The sequence below is a fragment of the Janthinobacterium sp. C22 genome, assembly GCF_057919405.1.
This window is the reverse complement of the sequence record NZ_CP193659.1, coordinates 3540945-3564705: the sequence shown is the minus strand read 5'-3', so window position 1 is coordinate 3564705 and position 23761 is coordinate 3540945. Positions and strand designations below refer to the sequence as shown.

Sequence of the window (23761 nt, the reverse complement as noted above, 5' to 3'; positions counted from 1 at the left end):
CGTCGCGAGCGGCAGCGATTTGTGGCCGAGAAGCGCAGCTGTGCACATGCACAGCGAGCATCACAGGCCGCAAGGCGCGACGCGCAGCAGGTTTGGTCAGGTGTTGACCAGGTCGGTGGCAGGCAGGAGCGACAGCGCGCGCGCCGTGTCGATCAGCTTGCTCATCTTCCATTGCTGCAGCAGTACGCCCGGGCCGAAGTCGCGCGAGCCGCCGATGGCTTCGGCCGCGATCTGGATTTTTGCGCCCTCTTCCAGCAGCAGGATGAATTCGGCCAGCTTCAGCAAGCCCTGCTTGCCCCACACGGTGGCGCCGCCATTCGCTTCCAGGATGGCCGTGGCATGCGTATTGCGGGCGATTTCGCCGAGGATGAAATCGACTTCCGGCTGGCGGCGGTCGATATAGATGGGGATTTCGCGGATCAGCTGGAAGCGCTGCACGGGCACGTAGCGGATCGGCAGGGTGCGGTGCGTCTGCGCCCACGCGCCCAAGGACGGCGAGTGCACGTGCGAGATCGACGTGACCTCGGGCCGCTCGCGGAACAGCTTCAAATAGCGTGCGCCGCCGTTGTTCGCGTCGCCGAGCAGCACCGTGCCGTCCAGCGCCAGCACGGCCGCCTTCAGAGGCTGGCCGCGGCGGAACGGGCCCGGGTCGTTGACCACCACGACCTTGTCGCCGCCGGGCGTGCGCTCGACAAAGCCCACCGTGCCGTTGGCCGTCAGGCTGCCCGTCTCGCGCAAGCCGTCGAAGGCGGTCTGCGCATCGCGACGCACCTGCTCCACGAAGGCCAGTTCGGCCGCCGTCAACTCCTGGGTTTGTACTTGCTCTGGTGCTTGTGCTTGTGCCACGTCCGTCATGTCATGCTCCATTCGGTAAAGATGTTGAGACCGGGTTTCGTCTACCGTCTACTTTCGCAAGACGCGTGCCAGCGCTGGGGCCGCACAAATGGCGGAGCGCTGCTGCCTGCACAACAGCGGCTGCTGGCGCGGCAGCAGCGTTGTGCACAGCGGCTGTCGGCAAGCCAGCAAGCGGCGCGGGCACGGTTCCTGCACGCTTCCAGGCTCCACCCACCACGAAAGAATCCCATGACTACCGCAACCGCCCCCGCCGTCGATACCGTCTGGTTCACCCGCTGCCCCGTGCCCACGGCCACGGGCCTGGCCTACAAGCTTGGCTGGCTGGACGAGGAATTCGCCCGCGACGGCATCGCCTTGAAGACGCTGCAGGAAGTGGGCGGCGAGCTGGCGCGCCACCACTACGACCATGGTCTGTCCACGCTCGTGCGCGAAGGCGGCAACCTGCTGGCCCTGCCCGCGCGCGCGCAAGGGGCGCCCACGCGCCTGATCGGCCTGACCTGGATCGACGAATGGCAAGCCATCCTCGTGCGCCCGGGTTCCGGCATCGCCACGGCCGCGCAGCTGCAGGGCAAGCGCCTGGCGCTGCCCGTGTTCCGCGCCGAGGACTTGCGCGAGAACCGGCGCGGGCGCAGCATCGCGCGCGGCATGAGCCTGGCCGGCTACAAGGGCGTGCTGGCGTCGGCCGGCCTCACGCTCGATGATGTGCATCTGGTGGAAGTGGGGGGCGACGCCCAGGCATCGGCCAATCTGGGCGCGGGCCTGTGGCAAGGCATCGCGCCGCTCTTGCGCGGCGAAGTCGACGCCGTCTACGTGAAAGGCGCGGCGGCGGCCGAGGCGGCGCGCGCGGCGGGGCTGGAAGTGGGCATCGACATCGACGCCCTGCCCGACCGGCGCTTCCGCGTCAACAACGGCACGCCGCGCCCGATCACCGTGCATGCATCCATGCTGGAACAGCATTTCGAGCTGGTCGTGCGCTTTTTGACGCAGACCTTGCGCGCCGCGCACTGGGCGCGCAGCCACAAAGAAGATGTGCTGGCCATCCTGCAGGGCGAGACGCGGGCCGGCGCCGACGCCGTGGCCGAAGCCTACCGCGACGGTTTTCACCTGACGCTGGCGCCCGACCTGTCCGACGACAAGGTGGCGCTGTTCCGCCAGCAGAAGGATTTTCAATTGCAGCACGGTTTTCTCGACCGCGACGTCGATATCGACAGCTGGATCGACCGCCGGCCATTGGAAGAGGCGCAGCGCAGGCTCGACGCGCTGCTGCGGCAGGCGGCATAAGGAAATGGGGCCAGCACATGGCAACATGTGCTGGCCCCACGGGCACTATCGATTCACGGCAGGCCGGCTGCTAGGCTGCCAGCGCCGCCTGCGGCACGCTGGCCGGTTGCGCCAGCCGCTGCAGCGAATGGATGGTGGCGGCGCAGGCCGTCGCCAGTTCCACGCCCTTGACCTTGAAGTGCTGGAAGTAGAATGCCTGGTGCTCCTGGCCCGCATGGAAGTGGTGCGGGGTCAGCACGGCCGACAGCACGGGCACGCCCGTCGCCAGCTGTACCTGCATCATGCCGGAAATGACGGCATCGGCGACGAAATCATGGCGGTAGATGCCGCCGTCCACCACCAGGGCGGAAGCGGCAATCGCCGCGTACCGGCCGCTTGTGGCCAGCAATTGCGCATGCAGGGGGATTTCAAAGGCGCCGGCGACGTCAATGACGTCGATATCGCTCTCGGCGAAGCCCAGCGCGGCCATTTCCGCGATAAACGACAGCCTGCATTGCGCGACGATGTCGCGGTGCCAGCCCGCCTGGATGAAGGCGATGCGTTTGGCTGGTGTTGCGTGTGATGCTTGTGACATATAAAAGACTCCTGTTTTCAAGAATGATAAAAACAGGGCATCGGATCGAAGGGGATATGACGGGCACATGAAAGCCACGCCCAACTGCGCATGCAGGCACGCGCGCAGACGCACCGACGGCGAGGCCGTCCATGCGCCGGGCGGATGCCGGCGTCGACACAATGATGCCATCCCGCTCTCTCTTTATCCGGACTATACCGTCGGCCCCGGAATCACACCAGGTCTGCTGACCTTGCCGTCATGGCCCGAAGACCGTGCCGGCAAGCGCTCGCGGGCTAGGCACGCATGCCATTACCGCCGGTGGGGAATCGCACCCCGCCCTGAGAACGTTGCATGGCCAGCGCAGCGGGTGCGGCAGCCATGCCCGGCGACTATAGCATATCGCCCCTGCCTCTGCCCTGCGCGGTCAGAACTGCAGCGCGTACGACGCGCCCACCGTGCGGCCCTGGCCGATGATCACCGTGTCGCCGTTGACGGCGCCGGGCACGAAGCTGGTAAGCGTGTGGTTGCGGTAGACCTTGTCGGCCAGGTTGTTCGCATACGCCGTGATGCGCTGCTTGCCGCCCGGGAGCACGTACGACAGGCGCGCATTGGCCAGCGCGAAGCCGCCCTGGTTCAGCAGGTCGCGCGCGGCATTTTGCGGGTCGACATAGTAGTACTGCTTCGACGTGTAGCGCACGTCGCCGCTGAAGACCAGCTGCGCGCCATTGCCCAGCGGGTAGCGGTAGTCGGCCGCCAGCAGGGCCGTCACGTGGGGCGAGCGCACGAATTCGTTGCCGGAGCGGTCGCCGCCATTGTTCTGGATGGCGAAATCGTCGAATTCCGTGCGCAGCAGGCCCAGGTTGGCGTTGACGTGCAGGTTGTCCGTCGGCTGCACCTCGACCTCGAATTCCGCGCCGTTGACATGGGCCTTGCGCACGTTCTGCAGGTAATTGACGCTTTGCGTGGGGTCGCCGTTGTACACGCCCGTGATATTCACCTGCACGTTCTTGTAATCATAGTGAAAAACGTTGGCGTTGAAGTTCAGGCGCCCGTCCAGCCATTCGGACTTGATGCCCACCTCGAACGAGTTCAGGGTTTCCGGCTTGACCGTGTTCAATGCCCGCACGTCCGTGGCGCTGGTGTTGTAGCCGCCCGACTTGATGCCATGCGCGTATTTCAGGTAGCCGCGCAGGGTACGGCTGAAGCGGTATTCGGGCGTCACGTCATACGTCAGCGCGTTCCACGTGGTCGATGGATTCGACGTGAAATTGTTGTTGGCCACCGAAGCGGCCGTGTAATTGCCGCCCCGGACCGTGTTCCACCAGTTGGCCGCGTCGCCGAACGTCACCGTGTTCGATGCGGCCTGCACGCGCCGCAAATCGAGGTCCTTGGTTTCCGTGGTCCAGCGCAGGCCGAACGTGGACAGCAGCTGCTCGCTGAAGTTGACGGTCGTGCTGCCGAAGATGGCCGCGCTGCGCGCCTTGTGCTGGTAGATGGTGCGGTTGTAGCCGACGGGCTGGGTGCTGCCCGCCAGCGCCGGCACCGTGCCGTTGGGCAGGCGCGCGCCGGCCGAATCGGCGTCGATCTTTTCATTGAAGTAGAACAGGCCCGCCACCCAGCTCACGGCGCCGTTCTGCGGCGACGTCAGGCGCAGCTCCTGCGACACTTGCCGGCTGCTGGCCTTGGCGCGGCTGCGGCCCACTTCCAGCGGCGTATTGTCGCTGTCGCCCGTGGCTTCGTTCCTGAAATTTTCATAGCCCGTGATGGAAGTGAGGGTCAGTTCGCCCAGCGCATATTCGAGGTTCAGCTGGGCGCCGCCCTGTTTCACGTCGCTGTCGGCCGGCGCATTCGTGCTGACGTCGTCGGGATTGGTGCTGGGGACGTAGCCGTTGCGGTAGACGCCATTGGCACCGTAGCTGGCCACGGTGGTGGTGGCGCCCTTGGTCGTGTAATCGCGGTAATGCAGGTTCAGGTTCGCCGTCAGGTCGCGCCCGATCAGGGCCTTGAGCTGGCCGCGGATGGCGCTGTCCTTGAGCTTTCCATCGCGCTCGCCCGTAAACTGGTTGTGGAAGCGGCCCCTGTCCTGCTGCTCCGTATGGAAGGACAGCCGCCCCGCCAGCACCTCGTCGACCAGCGCGCCGCCGATGGCGCCTTCGGCCACGGTGGTGTCGTAGCTGCCGTAGTCGAGCTTGGCGTAGCCGCTGGATTTGAACGAGGGTTTGCGCGAGATCACGTTGATGGCGCCGCCCGTCGTGTTCTTGCCCCATAGGGTGCCTTGCGGGCCGCGCAGCACTTCCACCCGGTCCAGGTCGAACAGGGGAAAGCCCGTGGCGCTGGAATTGCTGATGTAGACGTCATCGAGGTAGAAGCCGACGGGATTCGGAAAGTCCACCTGCTGCTGGCCCGCGCCCACGCCGCGTATCCACCAGCGCGGGCGGCCGTGCTGCTGCGTGCCGGCCGAAGCGTTCGGCACGTAATTGAGGATTTCGCTGGCCGAGCGGCCGATACCCGTGTCGAGCAGCTCCTTGCCGCCTAACACCGTAATCGCGCTGGGCACCTTCTGTGCCGATTCCTCGCGCTTTTGCGCCGTCACCGTCACCGATTGCAGCGAGGCGCCCTCGCCAGCGCCATTCGCGTCGGCCGCGGCAATGACATCGGCGCCAGGCGTTTCCGCATGGGCCAGACCTGGGGCGAGCATCAGGCCGCCGATGGCGAAGGCCGAGCGCAGCGCGCGGCGCACTGGCGTCAGGTGGAAAGGAAATGGGGAAGAGTCGGCGGGAGCAGTCGAACGGCGCATGGGTGATTATCCTTGAGTAAAGTCAAAACGCGAGATGGTGATGACCAGTATTGCAAGGCGCATGCCCGCTGCCGCAGCGCAGCAAAATAGAACTTAAGTGTTTGATTTCAAAGGAAGACTATCGTGATGATAGCGCTGTTGATTTGGCAGCAGCGCCGGTGCCGCGTGCTGCCTGCGCGACAGCAGGCGGTGGCGCTGCTGTCGCGGCAACAGGGGAAAGGATCAGGCGGCGCGCAGCAGTGCCGCCGTGTGACCGCGCACGAGGGGCAGCACTTCCTCGCCCACGCGGTACGCTTCTTCCAGGTGCGGCGTGCTGGCCAGGATGAAGGCGTCGGCGCCCAGTTGCACCAGTTCATCGAGGCGTTCGGCCACCTGCTGGTAGCTGCCGACGATGCCCTGCGTCTGCCCGCCGCGCAGCAGGTTGAAGCCGGACCAGATATTCGGCGCCGTGATCAGGTCCTTGTAGCTGTTCAAGGTGGTCGGGCGGTTGCCCCGCTGGCGCGCCGCGCCCACGGAATCGCCGCCATCGGCACCGAGGAACTGGCGCAGGGTGGCCGCATCGACGGCGTCAAAACCCTTGCGCACCTCGTCCCACGCCTCTTCCTCCGTGGCGCGGGCGACGATGTCGACACGCACGGCGCACTTGATCTTGCGCCCCAGCAGCGCCGTCTTTTCATGCACGCGGGCGAATTTCTCGCGCAGCTGCTCGAACGGTTCCAGCCACGTCAGGTAGTAATCGGCGTGCTTCGAGGCCGAACCGAGGGCCGCGTCGGACGAGCCGGAAAAGTAAATCTCGGGAAAGTCCTGCTCCGACAATGGCGTGGCCAGGCCCGCGTCTTCCACCTGGTAGAACTTGCCCTGGTAGGAAAACGGCCCGCCGCGCCACACGCCGCGCACCACGTCGAGAAATTCCGTCGTGCGCGTGTAGCGGTCGTCGTGGCCGGCCGCATCGCCCCACCACAGCTGCGCCGGGCCGCCGCCGCCCGTGATCACGTTGTACAGGGCGCGCCCGCCCGTGGCCCGCTGCAGGCTGGCCGTCATGCGCGCGGCCACCACGGGGTTCAGAAAGCCGGGCTGGAACGGGATCATGAAGCGGAAGGTGCGCGTTTCGCGCGCCAGCAGCGCGGAAATGGCCCATGGTTCATCCGTCATGGGAAACGACGGGATCAGGCCGCCCTGGAAGCCCGATAGTTCGGCCGCGCGGGCGATTTCCGCCAGGTAGTCAATATACGTAAAACCGTCGGCGCCGCCGCCACCGAGGCCGGCCTGGCGCAGGTTGTCATTGCCGGGGAACCAGTCGCCGCGAAACGGCGTGCGGGCGCGGTGCGAACTCGGTTCGCCATGTGTGGGGATGCGCCAGAAAAATCGATTGCCATGTGGAGTACTCCTTAATAAGTTGGATTCAAGCCGCTTGCAGCGCGGATGCCGTCAACGATGCCCGCAAGGCTGGCAATACGTGTTCGCCGATGCGGTAGGCTTCCTCGAAATGGGGGATGGCCGCCAGCACGAAGCTCGACACGCCCGCCTGCGCGTACGCTTGCAGCGCGGCGCTGACCTGCGCATAACTGCCCACCAGGGCCCCGTGGGCGCCCGTTTGCGCTTGCGCAAAGCCGGGCCAGAAGGCGGCGGCACGGTCATCGAAGGGCGCATCGTCAGGCAGCCCGGCCCCGCTGCGGTAACGGCGCGCGTCGCGCAAGGCTTCGTCGAACGTTTCACGGGCCAGCACGTCGATGCGCAAACCCGCCGCCACGGCGCGGCCCAGCTGGCGCGCCTGCGTCTGCAGGCCGCCGATGGAAGGCTGCAAGTCCGCCACGGGCGCCGCATCGAAGACGTGCACGTCGGCCTGGCGCGCCGACAGGGCCAGCGCCTCGGGGCTTTCGCCCGTCAGGTAGATGCCGTTGACGGGATGGTTCGCCAGCGGGCCCTTGAAGCCGCCATCCTGCACTTCGAAGAACCTGCCCTTGAAGCTGAACGGCGACGTACTTTGCACGCCGCGTGCCACCGTGATGAATTCATCGATGCGGGGCAGAATGTCGGCATCGGGCGCCGCATCGCCCCGGCGCCGGCGCGCTGCCGCATCGCCGCCGTGGCCGATCTGCCAGGCGAAGCGCCCGCCCGTGAAGCGCTGGAAGCTGACGGCGTTCTTTGCCGCGTACACGGCCGAACCCCAGGCCGCGTCGAATTCGGCGATCAGCTTCAGGTGGCGCGTGCTGCGGGCCAGGTAGCCGGCGACGATCCAGCTTTCATCGCCCTGCGTATCGTGGCGTATCTGGATGCCGTCAAAGCCGGAAAGGTCGGCCGCGCGGGCGATCTGGTGCAGGTAGTCGAAGTAATTGAAGGGCGGACGCGCGCCGCGCGGGTCGCTCACGCCCGCCTGCAGGGGACTGGGCACGCCAGCGGCCCGTTCGCCCCGGCGCGTGATGCCGGGCGCCGCATAACGGCCGTCGCCGCTGGTGGGCAATTGCCAGATGAATTCGATGGTCATGCATGGACTCCTGTCGTGGGTCGAAGAAAACACCGCTGCACATTGGCGCAGCGGCCTGCCCTTCCCTCCTCGCAGAAAACATGCCAGGCGTCGGAGAGCCAGCGACGCCCGAAGCTGCTGCTTGCGCAGCAATCGGCTGCGCCCACGGCAGCAATGTGCTGCGCACGCAGCAGCCATGAAAAAAGCCGGCGCCGCATTGCTGCGGGTCCGGCTCCAGGAAAGTAGTCGCGCGGCTAGTCGATGGCGCCCGCCTTTTTCAGGAAGGTGCGCAGGATGTTGCGGCTCAGGTTCAGGTGTTTCGCCGTGCGCACCTGGTTGCGTTCATTGCGCTCCCACGCGGCGCGCACCAGTTCCTGCTGCATCGCTTCGAATTCCACGGCCTCGCCCGAGTCGAGCAAGGCTTGCCAGGCGCGGGCAAAGCGCTCGGCGGCCAGCAAATCGTCCTGGCCCGCTGCGCCGTGGGCCGCGTAGGCGATGTCGGCGCCGCCGGCCCACGCGTCCGGCACGGGCACAGGGGCGGACGCGGGCGCCGGAGCGCGGTGCCAGCCAGACAAACTCAGGTCCTCGGCGCGCACCACGCCGCTACGGCAGACGAGCAGCGCGCGGTGGATGACGTTTTCCAGTTCGCGGATATTGCCCGGCCATGGATAGGCCAGCAAGGCCTCTTGCGCGTCCAGGCCCAGTTCCACCTCGCCCAGGTGCAGGCGCTGCGCATAGATGGCCATGAAGTGGCGCGTCAGCGGCATGATGTCGCCCGGGCGCTCACGCAGGGGCGCAGCGGCAGGCCGATCACCTGTAGCCGGTAATACAGGTCTTCGCGGAAGCGCCCGGCCCGCACGGCTTCGGCCAGGTCCACGTTGGTGGCGGCGATCAGGCGCACGTCGATGGGGATGGCGCGCCGCGCGCCCAGGCGCACCACTTCGCGCTCCTGCAGCACGCGCAGCAGCTTGACCTGCATCGCCAGCGGCAAGTCGCCGATCTCGTCGAGGAACAGGGTGCCGCCGCTGGCCGTCTCGAACCAGCCCGGTTTGCCCTGCTGCGCGCCCGTAAATGCGCCTTTTTCATAGCCAAACAGTTCGCTCTCGACCAGGGTTTCGGAAAACGCGCCGCAGTTGATCGCCACGAAAGTCTGTTCGGCGCGCCCGCTCAAGCCGTGCACGTGGCGCGCAATCAGCTCTTTTCCCGTCCCCGTCTCGCCCGTGATCAGCACCGTCGCCTCGCTGGGCGCGATGCGCTCGATCAGCTCGTGCAACTGGCGCGAACGGGGATCGGCAAAAACAAAGGCCGTGGCGCGCACCAGCAAGCTCATTTGCTGCGGGTCGCGGAAGGCGACGAGCGCACCATCATCGTCGGCGCTGGCGCCGCGGGCAAGGTGGGCGCTGCGCGCGAAATCGCTGCTGAAATTGTGGGCTAAGAGTTCCATGGGCCGACTATACCGCGCGCCATCTGAAGGCGTGAACGAATGGTGCCGCGCTAGCTTATCCGGATTTTGCATATGCGGACGCCGGTCCAATGCTGGCCCGAAGCTTGCATCAGCATTGACGCAGATCATGTTGCCAACCCACCACGGAGCTTCCCCCATGCCAGCACGCCAGCTCGTCCTGAACGTTTTTTTGCAGCGCCACGGCCACCATCCGGCCGCCTGGCGCCATCCGTCCGCCAGCGCCAGCGGACGGCCCGACCTGGCCTGGTGGCTGCGCGCCGCCAGGCTGGCCGAGGCGGCCAGGTTCGACAGCTTTTTCATCGCCGACTTCATCGGCCGCTCGGGCGACGTCATGCCCGACACGGGCCGCGCCGCCATCGGCCTGCCGTTCGAACCCTTCACGCTGCTGTCGGCCATTGCCGCCGTCACCCGTCATATCGGCCTGATCGCCACCGTCAACACGAATTACGAGCACCCGTACCACGTGGCGCGCAAATTCAGCTCGCTCGACCACCTGAGCGGCGGGCGCGCGGGCTGGAACGTCGTTTCCTCGTTCGCCGAGCATACGGCGCGCAATTTCGGCATCGATGCGCCGCGCAGCCACGCGCAGCGCTATGCGCGCGCCGATGAATTCGTCACCCTGTCCAAGGCCCTGTGGGACAGCTGGGACGACGACGCCTTCGACCGGCCAGACCGCGCCGGCGGCCGGTTCTACCAGCCGGCAGCCGGCCATGCGCTCGATTTCCAGGGCGAGTATTTCGCCTCGCAAGGCTTGCTGGACTTGCCCCGCCCCGTGCAGGGCCACCCCGTGCTGGTCCAGGCGGGCAATTCCGAGACGGGCCGCGAATTTGCCGCGCGGCTGGCCGAGATGGTGTACTGCTCCGCCACCTCGCTGCCAGTGGCGCAGGCGTATTACGCGGACGTGAAAGGGCGCATGGCGAAATATGGCCGCGCCGAAGATCAATTGAAAGTCACGCCGGGCCTGTCCGTCGTGGTGGCGGAGTCGGATCAGCAGGCGCAGGACCAGTTCGGCGAGCTGCAGGACCTGGTCGACTTCAGCAACCTGGAATTTGGCGGCTTCGACTTGTCCGGCTATCCGCTCGACGGCCCCCTGCCCGACCTGCCCTACGAGGCGGGCGACAATGGCAAGGGGCGTTTTCAACAGCAACTGGATCTGGCCCGCCGCGAGCACCTGACCTTGCGCCAGCTGGTGCTGCGCTTTCGCGTGGCGCGCGGCCACCTGCAAGCGATCGGCTCCGTCAAGACGGTGGCCGACGTGATGGAGCAGTGGTTCGTGGAACGGGGCGCGGACGGCTTCAACGTCGTGCCGCCCCTGCTGCCGCAAGGCTTCGAGGACTTTACGCGCCTGGTGGTGCCGGAACTGCAGCGGCGTGGCCTGTTCCGCACCGAGTATGCGGCCAGCACCCTGCGCGGCCACCTGGGACTGGCGCGGCCCGCCAACCCGCATACGCTGGGGCGGGCGCAGGCCGCCTGACCAAGGCTAGACTAGGCTTGATCGGGATCAAAATGCTTGCGCAAGCCTTGCCAGCATGCGAAATAGTCGTTTTGCAGCAGGCCACCATCCAGCGCGAACGGCGTGGGCTTGAGGATGGTGCGCGTCTCGAACATGAAAGCCATGGTGTCGGCCACTTTCACGGGCGCGGACGTGTCGCCGTGCGAGGCCTTCTCGAACGTCTGCGCATCGGGGCCGTGGCCGGACATGCAGTTGTGCAGGCTGGCGCCGCCCGGCACGAAGCCGGCCGCCTTGGCGTCGTACACGCCGTGGATCAGTCCCATGAATTCGCTGGCCACGTTGCGGTGGAACCAGGGCGGGCGGAACGTGTGCTCGGCGGCCAGCCAGCGGGGCGGGAAGATGGCGAAGTCGATGGCGCCGAACAGCGGATTTTCGCTCGGTGCCTGCAGCACGAGGAAGATCGACGGGTCCGGATGGTCGTAGCTGATCGAGCCAATGACATTAAAGCGGCGCAAATCGTATTTGTACGGCGCGTAATTGCCGTGCCAGGCCACCACGTCCAGCGGTGAATGGTCGAGGGTCGTGCGCCACAGATGGCCGCCGAACTTGGCCACCAGTTCGCACTCGCCGTCGATATCCTCGTAGGCCGCGTGCGGCGTGAGGAAATCGCGGCTGTTGGCCAGGCCGTTCGAGCCGATGGGCCCCATGTCCGGCAAACGGAAAGCCGTGCCGAAGTTTTCGCACACATAGCCGCGCGCCCTGCCATCCGGCAGGGTCACGCGAAAGCGCACGCCGCGGGGAATGACGGCGATTTCCTGCGGTTCCAGCTCGATCAGGCCCAGTTCCGTGGCGATCGCCAGCCGCCCTTCCTGCGGCACGACCAGCAATTCGCCGTCGGCCGAGTAAAAGAAGCGCTGCATCGAGCGGTTGGCCGCATACACGTGGATGGCGCAGCCGCTCATCGCTTCGGCGCTGCCGTTTCCCGCCATCGTTTGCCAGCCGTCGATGAAGTCGACCGGCGTGGCGCCGTCGGGCAGCGGCAAGGGGTCCCAGCGCAGCTGGTTCGGAGGCGTGGGCGGCATGGCGTGAAAATCGCTGACGATGCGCGTGTTCGCCAGCAGGGTAAATGGCGGATGCTGGCTGGCGGGACGGATGCGGTACAGCCACGAGCGCCGGTTCTGCGCGCGCGGCGCCGTGAAGGCCGTGCCAGACAATTGTTCCGCATACAGGCCCAGGGGCGCCCGCTGCGGCGAATTCTGCCCCTGCGGCAAGGCGCCGGCGATGGCTTCCGTGGCAAATTCGTTGCCGAAGCCGCTTTGGTAGCCGGCGCCTATCATGCACGCACCGCCAGGCCGTCGGCCGCGTCGCGCAGCAAGCCCTGCACCACGTCGGCCTGGCCGATGGCGCCCATGGCCAGCAAGGCGAAGCGGGCCAGGAACAGCGGCGAGCGCTGTTCGCCCAGGCCGCCCATGGTGTGGCACAGCTCGGTGTAAAGATTGTCGAGTTCGATGTCGGTCATGTTGTCTCCTTGTTACTTTGATTGGCCGATGCCGGCCGCCGCCAGCGCTGCCGCCACCTGCCCCGCCTGCACTTGCCGCCAGCGCCCCAGCACGTGCCCATCCGGACGCACCAGATAAAACGTGCCTGGCTGCGCGTCGAACAGCGAGCATACCTGTGCCGTGTGGTCCCAGGCGCCCCCTTGCGCCCCGCTGCGGGCAATCGCCACCGTCGCCAACGGCAAGCTATCGCCCAGCGCCAGCAGTTCCGCGGGCACCGTGCCATCCTCGCTGAAATACAGGCCCGTGAAATGGCCATCGGCGCGCTGCACCAGATCGGTAATATACCCCGCTTTTTGGCCGCCGTTGTGCGGCAGCGCCAGCGGACACTCGGGCAGGACCGTGCCGGGCGCGGGACCGGCAGCGAACGTGTCGCAATCCGGCGTATTCAAGGCCGACTGCGCATACGCGATGGCGCTGGTCTGGCGCGGGTTGATCAGCGAGCGCACGTGCGCATGCTTGTCTGCCAGGCCCAGCACGGCCGTGCGCATCAGTTCGAAGGCAAACGTGGGCGGCGCCATGAATTCCGTGCTTTTCGTACCGTGACGCAGGTTTTCATGGGCCGCATACACGCGTTCGTCCGAATAGCTGTCAAGCAAGGCATGCGGCGCCTGGCCCTTGACGACGTACGCCAGCTTCCAGGCCAGGTTGTCCGCGTCGTCGATGCCGGAATTGGCTCCGCGCACGCCGAAGATGGGCACCAGGTGGGCCGCGTCGCCCGCGAACAGCACGGGACCGTGCCGGTATTTGTCCAGGGTCAAGGCGTTGGCTTTATAGATGGTGATCCATACGGGATGCCACGGTGCCGTCTCTCCCATCATGGCCAGCAGGCTGTCGACGCGGGGCGCCACGTTTTCCAGCAGCACGGCCGCCTGCGCATCCTCGTCGTCGCGCAACTGGTAGTCGATGCGCCAGATGTCGTCGGGCTGCTTATGCACCAGCACGGTCGAACCGGGGTTCGACGGCGGATCGAAATAGGCGAGACGCTCCGTCGGACGGTCGCTCTTCAGGTGGATATCGACGATGACGTAGCGCCCTTCGTAGCTGGTGCCCTGCAATTTGAGGCCCAGCGCCTCGCGCACCACGCTGCGCCCGCCATCGGCAGCCACCAGCCAGTCCGTGTCGATCTGGTACGTTTCGTCGGGCGTGGCCAGCGTGACGGTGGCGCCATCGGCTCGCTTGTCCACGCCGGTGACGCGCGTCTGCCAGCGGATATCGATCAGCTCGGGCCGGCGCTCGGCCGCGTCGAGCAGGAATTGCTCGATATGGTATTGCGCCAGATTCACCATCGGCGGCAATTTCTGGTTCGCATCTTGCGGCATCGTAAAGTGCAGCACTTCCTCGTCGCGGTAAAAACTGCGTCCGCCCGCCCACGGCAAGCCTTTACTGATAAAACCGTCGAGCGCGCCCAGGCGGTCGATGATTTCCAGGCTGCGCCGCGAAATGCAGATGGCGCGGCTGCCCGTGCAGACGCCGTCGTCCGCCTCGATCAGCACCGAACGCACGCCGTGGCGCGCCAGGCCCAGGGCCGTGGCCAGGCCTACGGGCCCGCCGCCGACGATCAGGACCGGCACGTGCTGCGTGCCGGCGCCCGCAGCCTTGCCGGGCGGATACACTTTCGGCACATGGGGATAAGGGTGAAACGTGTCGCGCATGATGGTGTCCTCTCAAGAATGTGTTTTGCCGCCGCGCGCGATGGGCAGGGTCAGCACGATGGCCGCGCCCGCCACCAGCAGCACGCTGGCATACAGCAAGCCCGTGGCAAAGCTGTGCGTGAAATCCTTCAGCCAGCCCACGACGACGGGATTCAGGGCCGAGCCGATATTGCCCGTGGCATTGATGACGGCGATGCCGATGGCGCGCGCGCCCAGGCTCAGGGCCCGGTCCGGCGTGGTCCAGAAGACGGACATGGCCGTATACGCGCCCGTCGAAGCCATGCACACGCCCAGCAGTTGCACCACAGGGTTGCCCGCATACGCGGTGAACAGCCAGCCGGCGGCCGACAGCAGCATGGGCCAGACGATGTGCCAGCGGCGTTCCTGCAGCCGGTCCGAGCGGCGGCCCCACAGAATCATGCCAATCACGGTGCAGACTTGCGGGATGGCGGCCAATAAACCGATCTGCGTGTTGCTGGCGTTGCTATTAAAACTTTTCACGATCAGCGGCGTCCACACGGCCACCATGGCCAGGGTATTCACCAGGCAAAAATAGGCGACGCCGAATTTCAGCACGGTGGGCGACAGCATTTCCGCCAGCACGGAGACTTTTTGCCGGGGCGCATCAGGCTTGTGCTCGGCCGCCAGCGTGCGCGCCAACACCTGCTGTTCCAGCCTGGTCAGCCAGTTCGCCTTGTTGGGCGCGTCGTCGAGGTAGCCGTAGACGGCCAGCCCCAGCAGCACGGAAGGCATGCCTTCGAGCAAGAACAGCCATTGCCAGCCCTTCAAGCCCCAGTGTCCGTCCAGCCCCAGGATCAGGCCCGACAGGGCCGAACCGATGGCGGCCGTGACGGGCATGGCGATCATGAACAGGGCATTGGCACGCGCCCGGTAGGCGCTGGGAAACCAGTACGTCAGGTACAGCAGCATGCCGGGCAGAAAGCCCGCCTCCGTCACACCGACTAAAAAGCGCAGCGCGTACAGGCTGGCCGGGCCGCTGGCGAACAGGGTCGCCGTCGAGGCCAGGCCCCAGGCGATCATCATCGAGCCGATCCAGCGCCGGGCGCCGATGCGGGCCAGCACGATGTTGCTGGGGATACTGCAGGCGATGTAGGCGATGTAGAACAGGGTGGTGGCAAAGCCGAACTGGGTGCCGGACAAGCCCAGGTCCTGCATCATGGTCAGGCCGGCAAAGCCGATGTTGATGCGGTCAAGAAAGGAAAACACGAACAGCAGGAACAGAAAGCCCAGCAGATGGCGCGATACCTTGCGCATCACCTGCTGTTCCATTTGGTCGGTGGCCGCGTCGAGGACGGGCGCAGTGGTGGCTTGTGTGGCGGGGGCCATGCTTGTCTCCATAAGGTGTCGCCCTCCCCTTGTTGGTTTTATGGGGTGAGAGCGGCCGGGTGATCCCGGCTTGCAACACAGTATGCAGACGCGCGCCGCGAACCCTGTCCCCATTTTGGGGACATTTCGCGGCGAACACAGTCAAAAAGGCGGAGCCATCCCTACGTCCAAGGGACTAGACAGGCGCTGGCGCCATGCACAGGGCAAACAACTGGCGCTGGCTGGAAATGCCCAGGCGTTTGTACGCGCGCTTCTGATAGGTGATGACGCTCGAAGGCTGCACGCCCATGGTCTCGGCGATTTCCACGGCCGTGAAGCCTTCGAGCACGCAGCGCAGCACGTCCAGTTCGCGCTTGCTCAGGGCGGGACAATGCTGGCGCAACCTGGCCAGCATCATGGGCGCGACGCCTTGCGCGGGCTGGCCGTTCAAGCTGTAGTGGTGCTTGGCCGCATGAGCGAACAGCGGCGACAGGGTTTCGATGGCGGCGATTTCGCCAGGCTGGAACTGGCCCTGGCTGCTGTCGCGGTAGAAATTGACGGACAGCCAGATATCGCCGGCCGGCTGCACCAGCAGCGACAGCCGGTCCGATACATTCGGTTTTTGATAGCAGGTGGCGCGGTAGCCGGGATGGTCGATCTCGTCGCTGGCTTGCTGGTGCAGCACGATGGCGGGATCGATTTTCCGCCCGGGCGCGGGCGCGATCACGCGCTGGTTGCCGTCGAGCGCGTAATAGTGGCGCGCATAACTGTCAGCAATATCTTGCAGGAAACGCCCGCCGCGCCGGTCGGCCACGGCCACCGTGCGGGGCCGGTTGCCGAATTCATAGGCAAAGATCGTGCACTGGGCAATGGGCGCGACCGTGCTGACCGTCTTCAGGATGGCCCCGGCGACGGCGTTCACGTCGGCATGGCCGATGGCCGCCATCAGCTCCAGGGCGTGCCCGAAGTCCAGCTGCCCTTCCGCCTGCCGCCGCTCGACGCGCCAGTAACGCATGCCCGTGTCCTCTACTGCGCGCGCTGCGGCAAGACCCAGTCCGGCCGGATGTAATGGCAGGTATAGCCGTGCGGCAAGCGCTGCAGATAATCCTGGTGCTCGGGTTCCGCTTCCCAGAACGGGCCGGCCGGTGCCACTTCCGTCACCACCTTGCCGGGCCACAGGCCGGACGCGTCGACGTCGCGGATGGTGTCCTCGGCCACGCGCTTTTGCTCGTCGTTCGTGTAGAAGATGGCCGAACGGTAACTCGTGCCGCGGTCGTTGCCCTGGCGGTCCGGCGTACTGGGATCGTGGATCTGGAAGAAGAATTCCAGGATCTTGCGGTAGCTGATGGTGCTCGGGTCGAAGATGATTTCGATCGCTTCCGCATGCGTGCCGTGGTTGCGGTAGGTGGCGTTGGCCACGTCGCCGCCGCTGTAGCCCACGCGCGTGGCGATCACGCCCGGATAGCGGCGCAGCAAATCCTGCACGCCCCAGAAGCAGCCGCCGGCCAGGATCGCGGTTTCATTGCCTTGTGCATTGTCTTGTGCCATGGTGTCTTTCCCGTTCTAGTCAGAAGCAGCTATCTTACTCTGTCGCGCGACTTTCTTCAGCGGGCCAGCAGGCGTTTGAGCTGCGCCGCCTGGTAGGCACCGATGGCGTCATTGAACAGGCAGCGGATCATGGGGTCGTCGACGATGTCCGCTTCCGCCAGTCCAGCCCGCGCCCCGGAATCGAACGGGCCGTCGTTGATGCGCATGTACATCGACGTCAGCGATTCGCCCAGCACCAGCGCCGCATGGCATTTCACCAAGGGCAGCTCCGTGGTCCAGCCGGGCGCTTCGTTCGTCTCGGGCACCAGGTCGATCAGGTCGCCGTGCGTGCGGTAATGCAGGACCGTGGCCGCGCCGTCATGGCCGTACAGCGACAACCGCCACAAGCGCGGTTGCTGGAAGTAGCTGTCCTCGGGCAGTTCCATGTCGCGGTAGCGTTCAAGCAAACCGTTCCGGCAAAAATCGAGCACCAGCGCCGCATCATGGGCACTCAAGGGCGGGAAACGGCGGGCGATGTCGGCCGTGGCGGGCGGCGGCGCGTCGGGGCGATAGTCGAAATCCACGTCCTGCGGCCCCACGGGGAGCACCCAGGGCAAGGGGTCAGCGCTGCTCATTCCGTGCACGTCGAGCAGCACGGCCGTCGACGGGTCAAGGCGGAAGATGTGCGCGTCCGGCAGCGCGGCGCCGATTTCATCGGCAAAGCGGCGGTAAGTGATCGGGAACATCGCGTGGTTGTACCAGGACCAGTCTTCCTGCACGAACTGGCAGGAACTGGGCACGAGGTAACGGGGCGCCAGCGCGCGCAGCTGGGGCACCCAGTCGTCGGGAAGCTCGACCGGGCCGCGCGCTGCCAGCGACGGCGCGATGACGGCGATCTCGCGCATGGTCTGGAACGGCCACAAGACCATGTCCCAGGGCGCGAACGCGGCCAGCTGCGCCAGCGTCTCGGGGCCGATCCACGAGTCGACGACGTTCAATACGTTCAGCCCCGCCGCACGCACCTGGAACAGCGAATCGACATCGTCATCGAGCGCCCGGCGCGGGATCACCTCGATGGCGCCCACGCGCACGGGCACGTCGACGTGCAGGCGCTGCACCTGCGTAAAGCCGAGCGCGCGCAGCATCGCGAACAGTTCGTCGAAGACGCAGTACAGATAGATGGGCGTGGCGCGGTCCAGCGCATCGAGGCTGTCGAGCGAGCAGTGGTCGTCGTGGAAGTGCGAAATGAAGACGGCATCCCAGCGTAGCCGGCGCACGGCGTCGAGGTCGAAGCGCACGGACGGAAACGCGTGGCAGTTGCGGCTGAACGGGTTTTCGACGATGGGGTCGAAGGCGATGGCCGTGCCTTCGCATTCGAAGACATAGCCGGCGTGCAGGATACGGGAGATTTTCAGGGGCATGGGCGTGGGGAATGCAGAGAGAACCCCTGCAGCGTAAATGCTGGGGTCAGACGGGGACGCCGAGTCCCGCCGGGTCTGACCCCGGAATTTGCTTTCGGGGTGAGAAAAACGCCGGGAATGCTCAATACGGATTATTCAGCACATCCATCGCAAAATACGTAAAGATCATGTCCGCGCCCGCGCGCTTGATGGCGCCCAGGGTTTCCTGCACCACGCGGCGCTCGTCGATGGCGCCCGCCTGGGCGGCGAACTTGATCATCGCGTATTCGCCGCTGACCTGGTAGGCGCCGATCGGCAGGCGCGTCGCTTCGCGCAGGTCGCGGATGATGTCCAGGTAGGCCCCGGCCGGTTTCACCATCAGCGCGTCGGCGCCTTCGGCTTCGTCGATCAAGGACTCGCGCACCGCTTCGCGGCGGTTCATCGGGTCCATCTGGTAGGTCTTGCGGTCGCCCTTCAGGGTGCTGCCGGCCGCGTCGCGGAACGGGCCGTACAGGCCGGAGGCGAACTTGGTCGAATACGCCATCACGGGCGTATCGTGGAAACCGGCTGCGTCGAGCGCGCTGCGGATCGCCGCCACCTGGCCATCCATGGCGGCCGATGGGGCGATGATGTCGGCGCCCGCCTGGGCCGCGATGACGGCTTGCTTGCCCAGGTTCAGCACCGTGCTGTCATTGTCGACCGTGTCGCCATGCAGGATGCCGCAATGGCCGTGGTCCGTGTATTCGCAGAAGCAGGTGTCGGACATGACCACCATTTCCGGCACGGCGTCCTTGATGATGCGCGACATGCGCGCCACCAGGCCGTCCGGGTTCAGGGTGTCCGTGCCGTGGCTGTCCTTGTGGTGCGAAATGCCGAAGGTCATGACGGAGCGCAGGCCGGCGCGCGCGTAGCGCTCGACTTCCTGCGCCAGCTTCGCTTCCGGAATGCGGCGCACGCCGGGCATGGACTTGATGTCGATGAAATCGCTGCTGCCTTCGTCGACGAAGATCGGCAGGACCAGGTCCTGCGGATTGATCTCGGTTTCGCGGAACAGCTCGCGCAGTTGCGGGGTCGCGCGCAGGCGGCGCATGCGCGAAGTGGGGAATTGTGCTGGCATGGGGTGACTGGCTTCAGGTTAACAACGCCGATAAGTATACGCCGATCGCGCCGCTTGCGCCGGGCCGGCCGGCAAAAAAGCCGCGCAGGTCAAAAAAGACCGGCCTGCGCCTTCATTGCGGCTGCAACAGGGCCGCCATCTGCCAGCGCATGTCCGCCGCCAGTTGCACCAGCATGGCGCCGCGGCGGCGCGCGTCCGCCCGCCTTTTCGACGGCACCAGCTCCAGGTCCGGCATCCGGCAAGGGCCGCATGGCAGGCGGTAATTGCCGTCGGCGGCGGGCAGCGCATGCAGCTCGCGCCACGCCAGGTCGTAATCGCACGAGATGTGGCGGCGCCGGCGCCAGTTCAGCGCGATGCGGTTGGCGTTGCTGACCAGGTCCAGGTGGCCGCAACCGAAAAAATCGCCGAGGTCGCGCAAGGCGGCCACCATCAGGTTTTTCGGCCGGCAGCCGTGCAGCGCCCGCGTGGCGTCCTTCACCGCCTGCGCCCCCGCCTGCGAGCGCAAGCCCTGCAAGGCGCCCAGCTGGATGACGGCGCCGCCGGGCTGGGGACGGAACAGGAAACTGGCCAGGTACAGCGACACGCCGTCGCGCGTCAGGCGCAGGCACAGGTCTCCCTCGCGGTGGCTGTCGTGGATGGCCGTCAGCTGCAGGCGGTAGGTGGCGCCATCCTTGCCTTCGATGGCGGCCAGCACCAGCGCGCGGCGCGCCGCGTACTCCACCAGCGGCCGCGCGCCCGCCTGCCACAGGAAGCGGTAATGCCCGCGCAGCAGATCCACCCTTGCCGCGCAGCCGATGCGGCGGCTGGCGTAGGGGCGGTAAATCTTGTACAGCAGGCTGGGATGGGCGTGCGCCAGCGCCGCCAGGCCAGGCGTGCCGGCGACAAAGGCTAGCCAGCGCGCGCGCTGCAGGGGAAAGACGATGGCGCCCAGCGCGGCCTTGAGCAGGTGGCCATGCTGGCGCAGGGCCGGCGGCTGCGGCGCGGCGTTGTCGCCGGTGGCGGTAAAAGTATGCATGCGAACGGCTCTACGACGGGTCTGGATCAACGGGACGCGGCGACGGCCGCAGGCAGCCCGCAACGGGCGGCTGCGCGCTGGCAGCCCGCAACGGGCGGCTGCGCGCTGGCAGCCGTCTGTTGCGGGTAGAGCGGATGATAGGGGAGGTGAGAACGAAGGGGGTTACAAGTTGGTAATGTGCCGTCTGGCCGTGCTAGCGCGGCAGCCGCAAACGCAGGCGCAAGCCCGGCGCCGCACCCTCGATTTCCAGGCTGCCGCCGTGCAGGGCCGCGATGGCCGCCACGATGGACAATCCCAGGCCATTGCCGGGCAAATGGCGGCTCTTGTCGAGCCGGTAGAAGCGCTGCGTCAGCTTCGGCAGTTCTTCCGTTGGCACGCCGGGGCCGTTGTCGCGCACGGCCAGCCAGCTGCCCTGCGCATCGCTGCCGGCCGACACTTCCACCGTGGCGCCCTGCCCCGCATATTTGATGGCGTTGTCGACCAGGCTGGCCAGGGCGCTGCCCAGCAAGTTGCGGTCGCCCCGCGCCGGCACGCCCTCGCCATACATCTGCACCAGCAGCACGCCCTGCTCGTCGGCCGTCGCCTCATACATTTCCACGATGTCGGCGCCGATCTGATGCAGGTCGATGTCATCGAAATTCTCGGGACGCATGCCCGATTCGGCCGCCGCGATCTGCAGCAGCTTGTCGAACACGCGGGTCAGGTCGTCGATATCGTCGATGGCCGCCTGCGCCGCACTCTCGTAGCCGGCCACGCCCGGCTGCTGGCGCAAGGCGCCATCGAGCTTGTTGCGGATGCGGCCCAGCGGCGTGCGCAGGTCGTGCGCGATGGCGTTCGACACGTGGCGCACGCCCTCCATCAGGTGTTCGATGCGGTCGAGCATGCGGTTGATGTCGCGGCTCAGCAAGCCGAATTCATCCTCGCTGGCGACGGGAATGCGCCGGCTCAGGTCACCCGCCTCGATCTCGCCCGCCGTGCGGCGGATCTGCCCGATGCGCGCCTCGAGCTGGCGCCTGAACAGCCAGGCGCCCGCCGCCACCAGCACGATGGCCACCCCGCCGCCATAGGCCAGCGAGCGCAGCACCAGGGTGCGGATCGACTTGCCCTCTTCCATGTCGCGCCCGACGAACAGGCGCGCGCCGCCCGCCAGGTCGCGGATCAGCATGCGCGCGGGCACCCGGCGGCCTTCGCGCGTGACGTCGCGGTGCAGCAGGCGGCCCACGGGGCTGCCCAGGTCGGGCCAGGACGACAGGTTGCCCGCCACGCGGCGGCCATCGGCATCGACCAGCAAGAAGATCTCCGTGTCGCTGTCGGTGCGGTCGGTCAGCAGATGGGCGATTTCCGCCGTCGTGCGGCTGCTGCCGCCCTGCTGGTACAGCGCGGCGAGGCGCTCCGAGAGCAGGGTAAGCTTGCGGTCCACGCTGCGGTCCAGCACGCCGATGGTGCCGAAATAGAAGACGGCGCAGACGATGCTGATCGACACGACCACCAGCACGCCATAGCCGAGCGCCAGCCGGGCCGCGATCGAGCGGTGCAGCTTACGCACTGTCGAGCACGCCCAGGGTGTAGCCGACGCCGCGCACCGTGTGGATCAGCGGCGGCGAAAATTCCTTGTCCACCTTGGTGCGCAAGCGGCTCACCTGCACGTCGATGACGTTGGTCTGCGGATCGAAATGGTAGTCCCACACGGCTTCGAGCAGCATGGCGCGCGTGACGGACTGGCCCTGGTGGCGCATCAGGTATTCCAGCAGGCGAAATTCGCGCGGCTGCAGGGCGATTTGCCGGTTGGCGCGCGTTACGCGCATGGTGCGCATGTCGAGCACCAGGTCGGCCACCTGCAGCTGCGTCGATTCGGGCACGGGCGCGGCGCGGCGCAGCAGCGCCTCGATGCGCGCCAGCAGTTCGGCGATGGCGAACGGTTTCGACAGATAGTCGTCGCCGCCGCTGCGCAGGCCGCGCACGCGTTCGTCGACGCTCGACAGGGCAGACAGCACCAGCACGGGCGTGTTGCGGCCCATGCCGCGCAGGCGCGCGACGATGGCCAGGCCGTCGATTTCGCCGGGCAGCAGGCGGTCGAGCACCAGCGCATCCCAGTCTTCGCCGCAGGCCAGGCGCATGCCGTCGATGCCATTGTCGCAGACGGTGACGTCGTGGCCCGCCTCGCGCAGGCCGGCACAGATATAACGGGAAGTTTCGGCTTCGTCTTCGATGACCAGGCAGCGCACGGGGAATTCCTTGTAAAGATCAGGCAGCAAATACGCGCAGCATACGCCAGGCGCGCGCCACTTGCCAGCCCCGGCGCGCAGGCGCGGGCCATCCATATAGCCGCATTCGTGCGCGCCAGGGCGTGCGGCGAACGTTGACGGGGTCGGGTACAATACAGCCTCGACAATGTTTGGCCGCGCCCGCGCGCGCATGTTTTATCGGCGCTTCCCGGCTTGCCGCGGCCAGCATCGCCACCACTGCCACTAACGAACATCAGGCGCGCCTGGCGCGCGCCACAGACCACTACAGCCATGAAATCGACCCACTCTCTCGCACTGGCGCTGGCCATGGCCATCAGCTGCGGCAGCGCCGCCGCCGCAGACACCAAACAAAGCATGTTGTTCGATGAAATCCCCATCGGCAGCTGGAGCACGTCCGCCGAACTGGGCGCCATCACCACTTCGGGCAATACGGTCGGCACCTCCGTCACGGGCAAGATCGACGCGCGCCAGGAACTCGATGACTGGAGCAACCAGTACATCTTCAGCGGCTACTTCAAGGAAGACGAAACCACCGACGACGACGGCAAGAAGGTGCGCGAGCGTTCCGCCGAGCGCTTTTCCGCCTCCGCCAAGGCCGCCTACAAGCTGATGGCCGACCATGAAAAACTGTTCGTGCTGGCCTCGCATGTGAACGACAAGTTCGGCGCCTACACCAAGTACTCGACCCTGGCCGTCGGTCATGGCTCGCGCTGGTACCAGTCGAGCGACAAGAGCGTCGACGTGGAAGTCGGTCCAGGCTACTTCAGCGGCACCAACGATGCGGGAGAATCGGAACACGGCCTGACGGTGCGCGGCGCGGCCGCCATGAAGTGGAAGATCAGCCAGTCGGCCATGTTCACCCAGACGGTCAGCGTGGAACGGGGCACCTCGAACACCCACTCGATCGCCGAAACGGCCCTCAGCACGAAAATCAACGGCACCATGCAGATGAAGGCCGCATTCAGCGCCCGCAACGATACGCGCGTGCCCGATGACAAAAAGAACACGGATACGCAGACCTCGCTGACCCTGGTCTACTCGTTCTGAG

Annotated in this window: 19 protein-coding genes, 1 pseudogene and 1 riboswitch; of the genes and pseudogenes, 3 read left to right on the top strand and 17 right to left on the bottom strand. The window is 66.4% G+C overall.

The window, feature by feature from the left end; all coding sequences use genetic code 11:
- Positions 1-96 precede the first annotated feature (96 nt).
- A complete protein-coding gene (locus ACRHIG_RS16625) occupies positions 97-855 on the bottom strand; it encodes a class II aldolase/adducin family protein (RefSeq protein WP_475414989.1) in 759 nt (252 codons plus the stop codon).
- A 228-nt stretch (positions 856-1083) separates the two neighbouring features.
- On the opposite strand from ACRHIG_RS16625, the gene ACRHIG_RS16620 reads away from it, so the two are divergent.
- Positions 1084-2136: an ABC transporter substrate-binding protein gene (locus ACRHIG_RS16620; RefSeq protein WP_475414988.1), complete on the top strand. Its 1053-nt coding sequence runs from the start codon at positions 1084-1086 to the stop codon at positions 2134-2136.
- Positions 2137-2206: 70 nt separating this feature from the next.
- On the opposite strand, the gene ACRHIG_RS16615 is transcribed toward ACRHIG_RS16620, so the two are convergent.
- The 5 genes and pseudogenes from ACRHIG_RS16615 to ACRHIG_RS16595 all read right to left on the bottom strand — a co-directional run bounded on the left by ACRHIG_RS16615 (position 2207) and on the right by ACRHIG_RS16595 (position 9283).
- Entirely contained in the window at positions 2207-2710 is a 504-nt protein-coding gene (locus tag ACRHIG_RS16615) for a 6,7-dimethyl-8-ribityllumazine synthase (protein ID WP_489627141.1), read from the bottom strand.
- A gap of 170 nt (positions 2711-2880) precedes the next feature.
- Positions 2881-3042: riboswitch (FMN riboswitch) on the bottom strand.
- 74 nt (positions 3043-3116) lie between these two features.
- Positions 3117-5489 (bottom strand): TonB-dependent receptor, encoded by a 2373-nt coding sequence (locus tag ACRHIG_RS16610; RefSeq protein WP_489627140.1) that lies wholly within the window; start codon positions 5487-5489, stop codon positions 3117-3119.
- A 222-nt stretch (positions 5490-5711) separates the two neighbouring features.
- Positions 5712-6842 (bottom strand): LLM class flavin-dependent oxidoreductase, encoded by a 1131-nt coding sequence (locus tag ACRHIG_RS16605; protein WP_489630818.1) that lies wholly within the window; start codon positions 6840-6842, stop codon positions 5712-5714.
- Positions 6843-6891: 49 nt separating this feature from the next.
- Positions 6892-7974, bottom strand: a complete 1083-nt coding sequence (locus ACRHIG_RS16600) for an LLM class flavin-dependent oxidoreductase (RefSeq protein WP_489627139.1) — start codon at positions 7972-7974, stop codon at positions 6892-6894.
- A 233-nt stretch (positions 7975-8207) separates the two neighbouring features.
- Positions 8208-9283, bottom strand: a pseudogene (locus ACRHIG_RS16595) (sigma-54 interaction domain-containing protein).
- A 271-nt stretch (positions 9284-9554) separates the two neighbouring features.
- Here ACRHIG_RS16595 and ACRHIG_RS16590 point away from each other — a divergent pair.
- The gene (locus tag ACRHIG_RS16590) at positions 9555-10892 is read left to right on the top strand and encodes an LLM class flavin-dependent oxidoreductase (protein WP_489627138.1); all 1338 of its coding nucleotides are present in this window, start codon (positions 9555-9557) and stop codon (positions 10890-10892) included.
- An 11-nt stretch (positions 10893-10903) separates the two neighbouring features.
- Here the strand turns inward: ACRHIG_RS16590 and hmgA are convergent, their stop codons facing one another.
- From hmgA to ACRHIG_RS16535, 11 genes are all read right to left on the bottom strand, one after another.
- Positions 10904-12208, bottom strand: coding sequence for a homogentisate 1,2-dioxygenase (hmgA, locus tag ACRHIG_RS16585; protein WP_489627137.1), 1305 nt, complete (start codon positions 12206-12208; stop codon positions 10904-10906).
- Positions 12205-12390: a hypothetical protein gene (locus tag ACRHIG_RS16580; RefSeq protein ID WP_230502921.1), complete on the bottom strand. Its 186-nt coding sequence runs from the start codon at positions 12388-12390 to the stop codon at positions 12205-12207. Before ACRHIG_RS16580 ends, hmgA begins: the two co-directional genes overlap by 4 nt.
- A 12-nt stretch (positions 12391-12402) precedes the next feature.
- On the bottom strand, positions 12403-14082 hold the full coding sequence (locus ACRHIG_RS16575; RefSeq protein WP_489627136.1) for an FAD-dependent oxidoreductase: 1680 nt from the start codon (positions 14080-14082) through the stop codon (positions 12403-12405).
- A 12-nt stretch (positions 14083-14094) separates the two neighbouring features.
- A complete protein-coding gene (locus tag ACRHIG_RS16570; RefSeq protein ID WP_489627135.1) occupies positions 14095-15429 on the bottom strand; it encodes an MFS transporter in 1335 nt (444 codons plus the stop codon).
- 175 nt (positions 15430-15604) lie between these two features.
- Positions 15605-16423, bottom strand: a complete 819-nt coding sequence (locus ACRHIG_RS16565) for a helix-turn-helix domain-containing protein (RefSeq protein WP_489627134.1) — start codon at positions 16421-16423, stop codon at positions 15605-15607.
- Between the two features lie 11 nt (positions 16424-16434).
- Positions 16435-16956, bottom strand: coding sequence for a peptide-methionine (S)-S-oxide reductase MsrA (msrA, locus tag ACRHIG_RS16560; protein ID WP_489627133.1), 522 nt, complete (start codon positions 16954-16956; stop codon positions 16435-16437).
- Between the two features lie 56 nt (positions 16957-17012).
- A complete protein-coding gene (locus tag ACRHIG_RS16555) occupies positions 17013-18356 on the bottom strand; it encodes an MBL fold metallo-hydrolase (RefSeq protein ID WP_489627132.1) in 1344 nt (447 codons plus the stop codon).
- A gap of 121 nt (positions 18357-18477) precedes the next feature.
- Positions 18478-19452 carry a porphobilinogen synthase gene (gene hemB / locus ACRHIG_RS16550; RefSeq protein ID WP_489627131.1) on the bottom strand — a complete coding sequence of 325 codons (975 nt, stop codon included), beginning with the start codon at positions 19450-19452 and terminating at the stop codon, positions 18478-18480.
- Between the two features lie 112 nt (positions 19453-19564).
- On the bottom strand, positions 19565-20467 hold the full coding sequence (locus ACRHIG_RS16545; RefSeq protein ID WP_489627130.1) for a DUF535 family protein: 903 nt from the start codon (positions 20465-20467) through the stop codon (positions 19565-19567).
- Positions 20468-20660: 193 nt separating this feature from the next.
- Positions 20661-22013, bottom strand: coding sequence for a sensor histidine kinase (locus tag ACRHIG_RS16540; RefSeq protein WP_489627129.1), 1353 nt, complete (start codon positions 22011-22013; stop codon positions 20661-20663).
- Positions 22006-22692: a winged helix-turn-helix domain-containing protein gene (locus ACRHIG_RS16535; protein ID WP_489630817.1), complete on the bottom strand. Its 687-nt coding sequence runs from the start codon at positions 22690-22692 to the stop codon at positions 22006-22008. The genes ACRHIG_RS16540 and ACRHIG_RS16535 overlap by 8 nt, the downstream gene beginning before the upstream one ends.
- Before the next feature lie 291 nt (positions 22693-22983).
- Between ACRHIG_RS16535 and ACRHIG_RS16530 the strand changes: the two genes are divergently transcribed.
- The gene (locus tag ACRHIG_RS16530) at positions 22984-23760 is read left to right on the top strand and encodes a DUF481 domain-containing protein (protein WP_475414972.1); all 777 of its coding nucleotides are present in this window, start codon (positions 22984-22986) and stop codon (positions 23758-23760) included.
- Position 23761: the final 1 nt, after the last annotated feature.

Bases quoted from the DNA above. Each gene is read 5' to 3' on its own strand.
- ACRHIG_RS16625 (WP_475414989.1), bottom strand. From the start codon at position 855: ATGACGGACGTGGCACAAGCACAAGCACCAGAGCAAGTACAAACCCAG.
- ACRHIG_RS16620 (WP_475414988.1), top strand. From the start codon at position 1,084: ATGACTACCGCAACCGCCCCCGCCGTCGATACCGTCTGGTTCACCCGC.
- ACRHIG_RS16615 (WP_489627141.1), bottom strand. From the start codon at position 2,710: ATGTCACAAGCATCACACGCAACACCAGCCAAACGCATCGCCTTCATC.
- ACRHIG_RS16610 (WP_489627140.1), bottom strand. From the start codon at position 5,489: ATGCGCCGTTCGACTGCTCCCGCCGACTCTTCCCCATTTCCTTTCCAC.
- ACRHIG_RS16600 (WP_489627139.1), bottom strand. From the start codon at position 7,974: ATGACCATCGAATTCATCTGGCAATTGCCCACCAGCGGCGACGGCCGT.
- ACRHIG_RS16590 (WP_489627138.1), top strand. From the start codon at position 9,555: ATGCCAGCACGCCAGCTCGTCCTGAACGTTTTTTTGCAGCGCCACGGC.
- hmgA (WP_489627137.1), bottom strand. From the start codon at position 12,208: ATGATAGGCGCCGGCTACCAAAGCGGCTTCGGCAACGAATTTGCCACG.
- ACRHIG_RS16580 (WP_230502921.1), bottom strand. From the start codon at position 12,390: ATGACCGACATCGAACTCGACAATCTTTACACCGAGCTGTGCCACACC.
- ACRHIG_RS16575 (WP_489627136.1), bottom strand. From the start codon at position 14,082: ATGCGCGACACGTTTCACCCTTATCCCCATGTGCCGAAAGTGTATCCG.
- ACRHIG_RS16570 (WP_489627135.1), bottom strand. From the start codon at position 15,429: ATGGCCCCCGCCACACAAGCCACCACTGCGCCCGTCCTCGACGCGGCC.
- ACRHIG_RS16565 (WP_489627134.1), bottom strand. From the start codon at position 16,423: ATGCGTTACTGGCGCGTCGAGCGGCGGCAGGCGGAAGGGCAGCTGGAC.
- msrA (WP_489627133.1), bottom strand. From the start codon at position 16,956: ATGGCACAAGACAATGCACAAGGCAATGAAACCGCGATCCTGGCCGGC.
- ACRHIG_RS16555 (WP_489627132.1), bottom strand. From the start codon at position 18,356: ATGCCCCTGAAAATCTCCCGTATCCTGCACGCCGGCTATGTCTTCGAA.
- hemB (WP_489627131.1), bottom strand. From the start codon at position 19,452: ATGCCAGCACAATTCCCCACTTCGCGCATGCGCCGCCTGCGCGCGACC.
- ACRHIG_RS16545 (WP_489627130.1), bottom strand. From the start codon at position 20,467: ATGCATACTTTTACCGCCACCGGCGACAACGCCGCGCCGCAGCCGCCG.
- ACRHIG_RS16530 (WP_475414972.1), top strand. From the start codon at position 22,984: ATGAAATCGACCCACTCTCTCGCACTGGCGCTGGCCATGGCCATCAGC.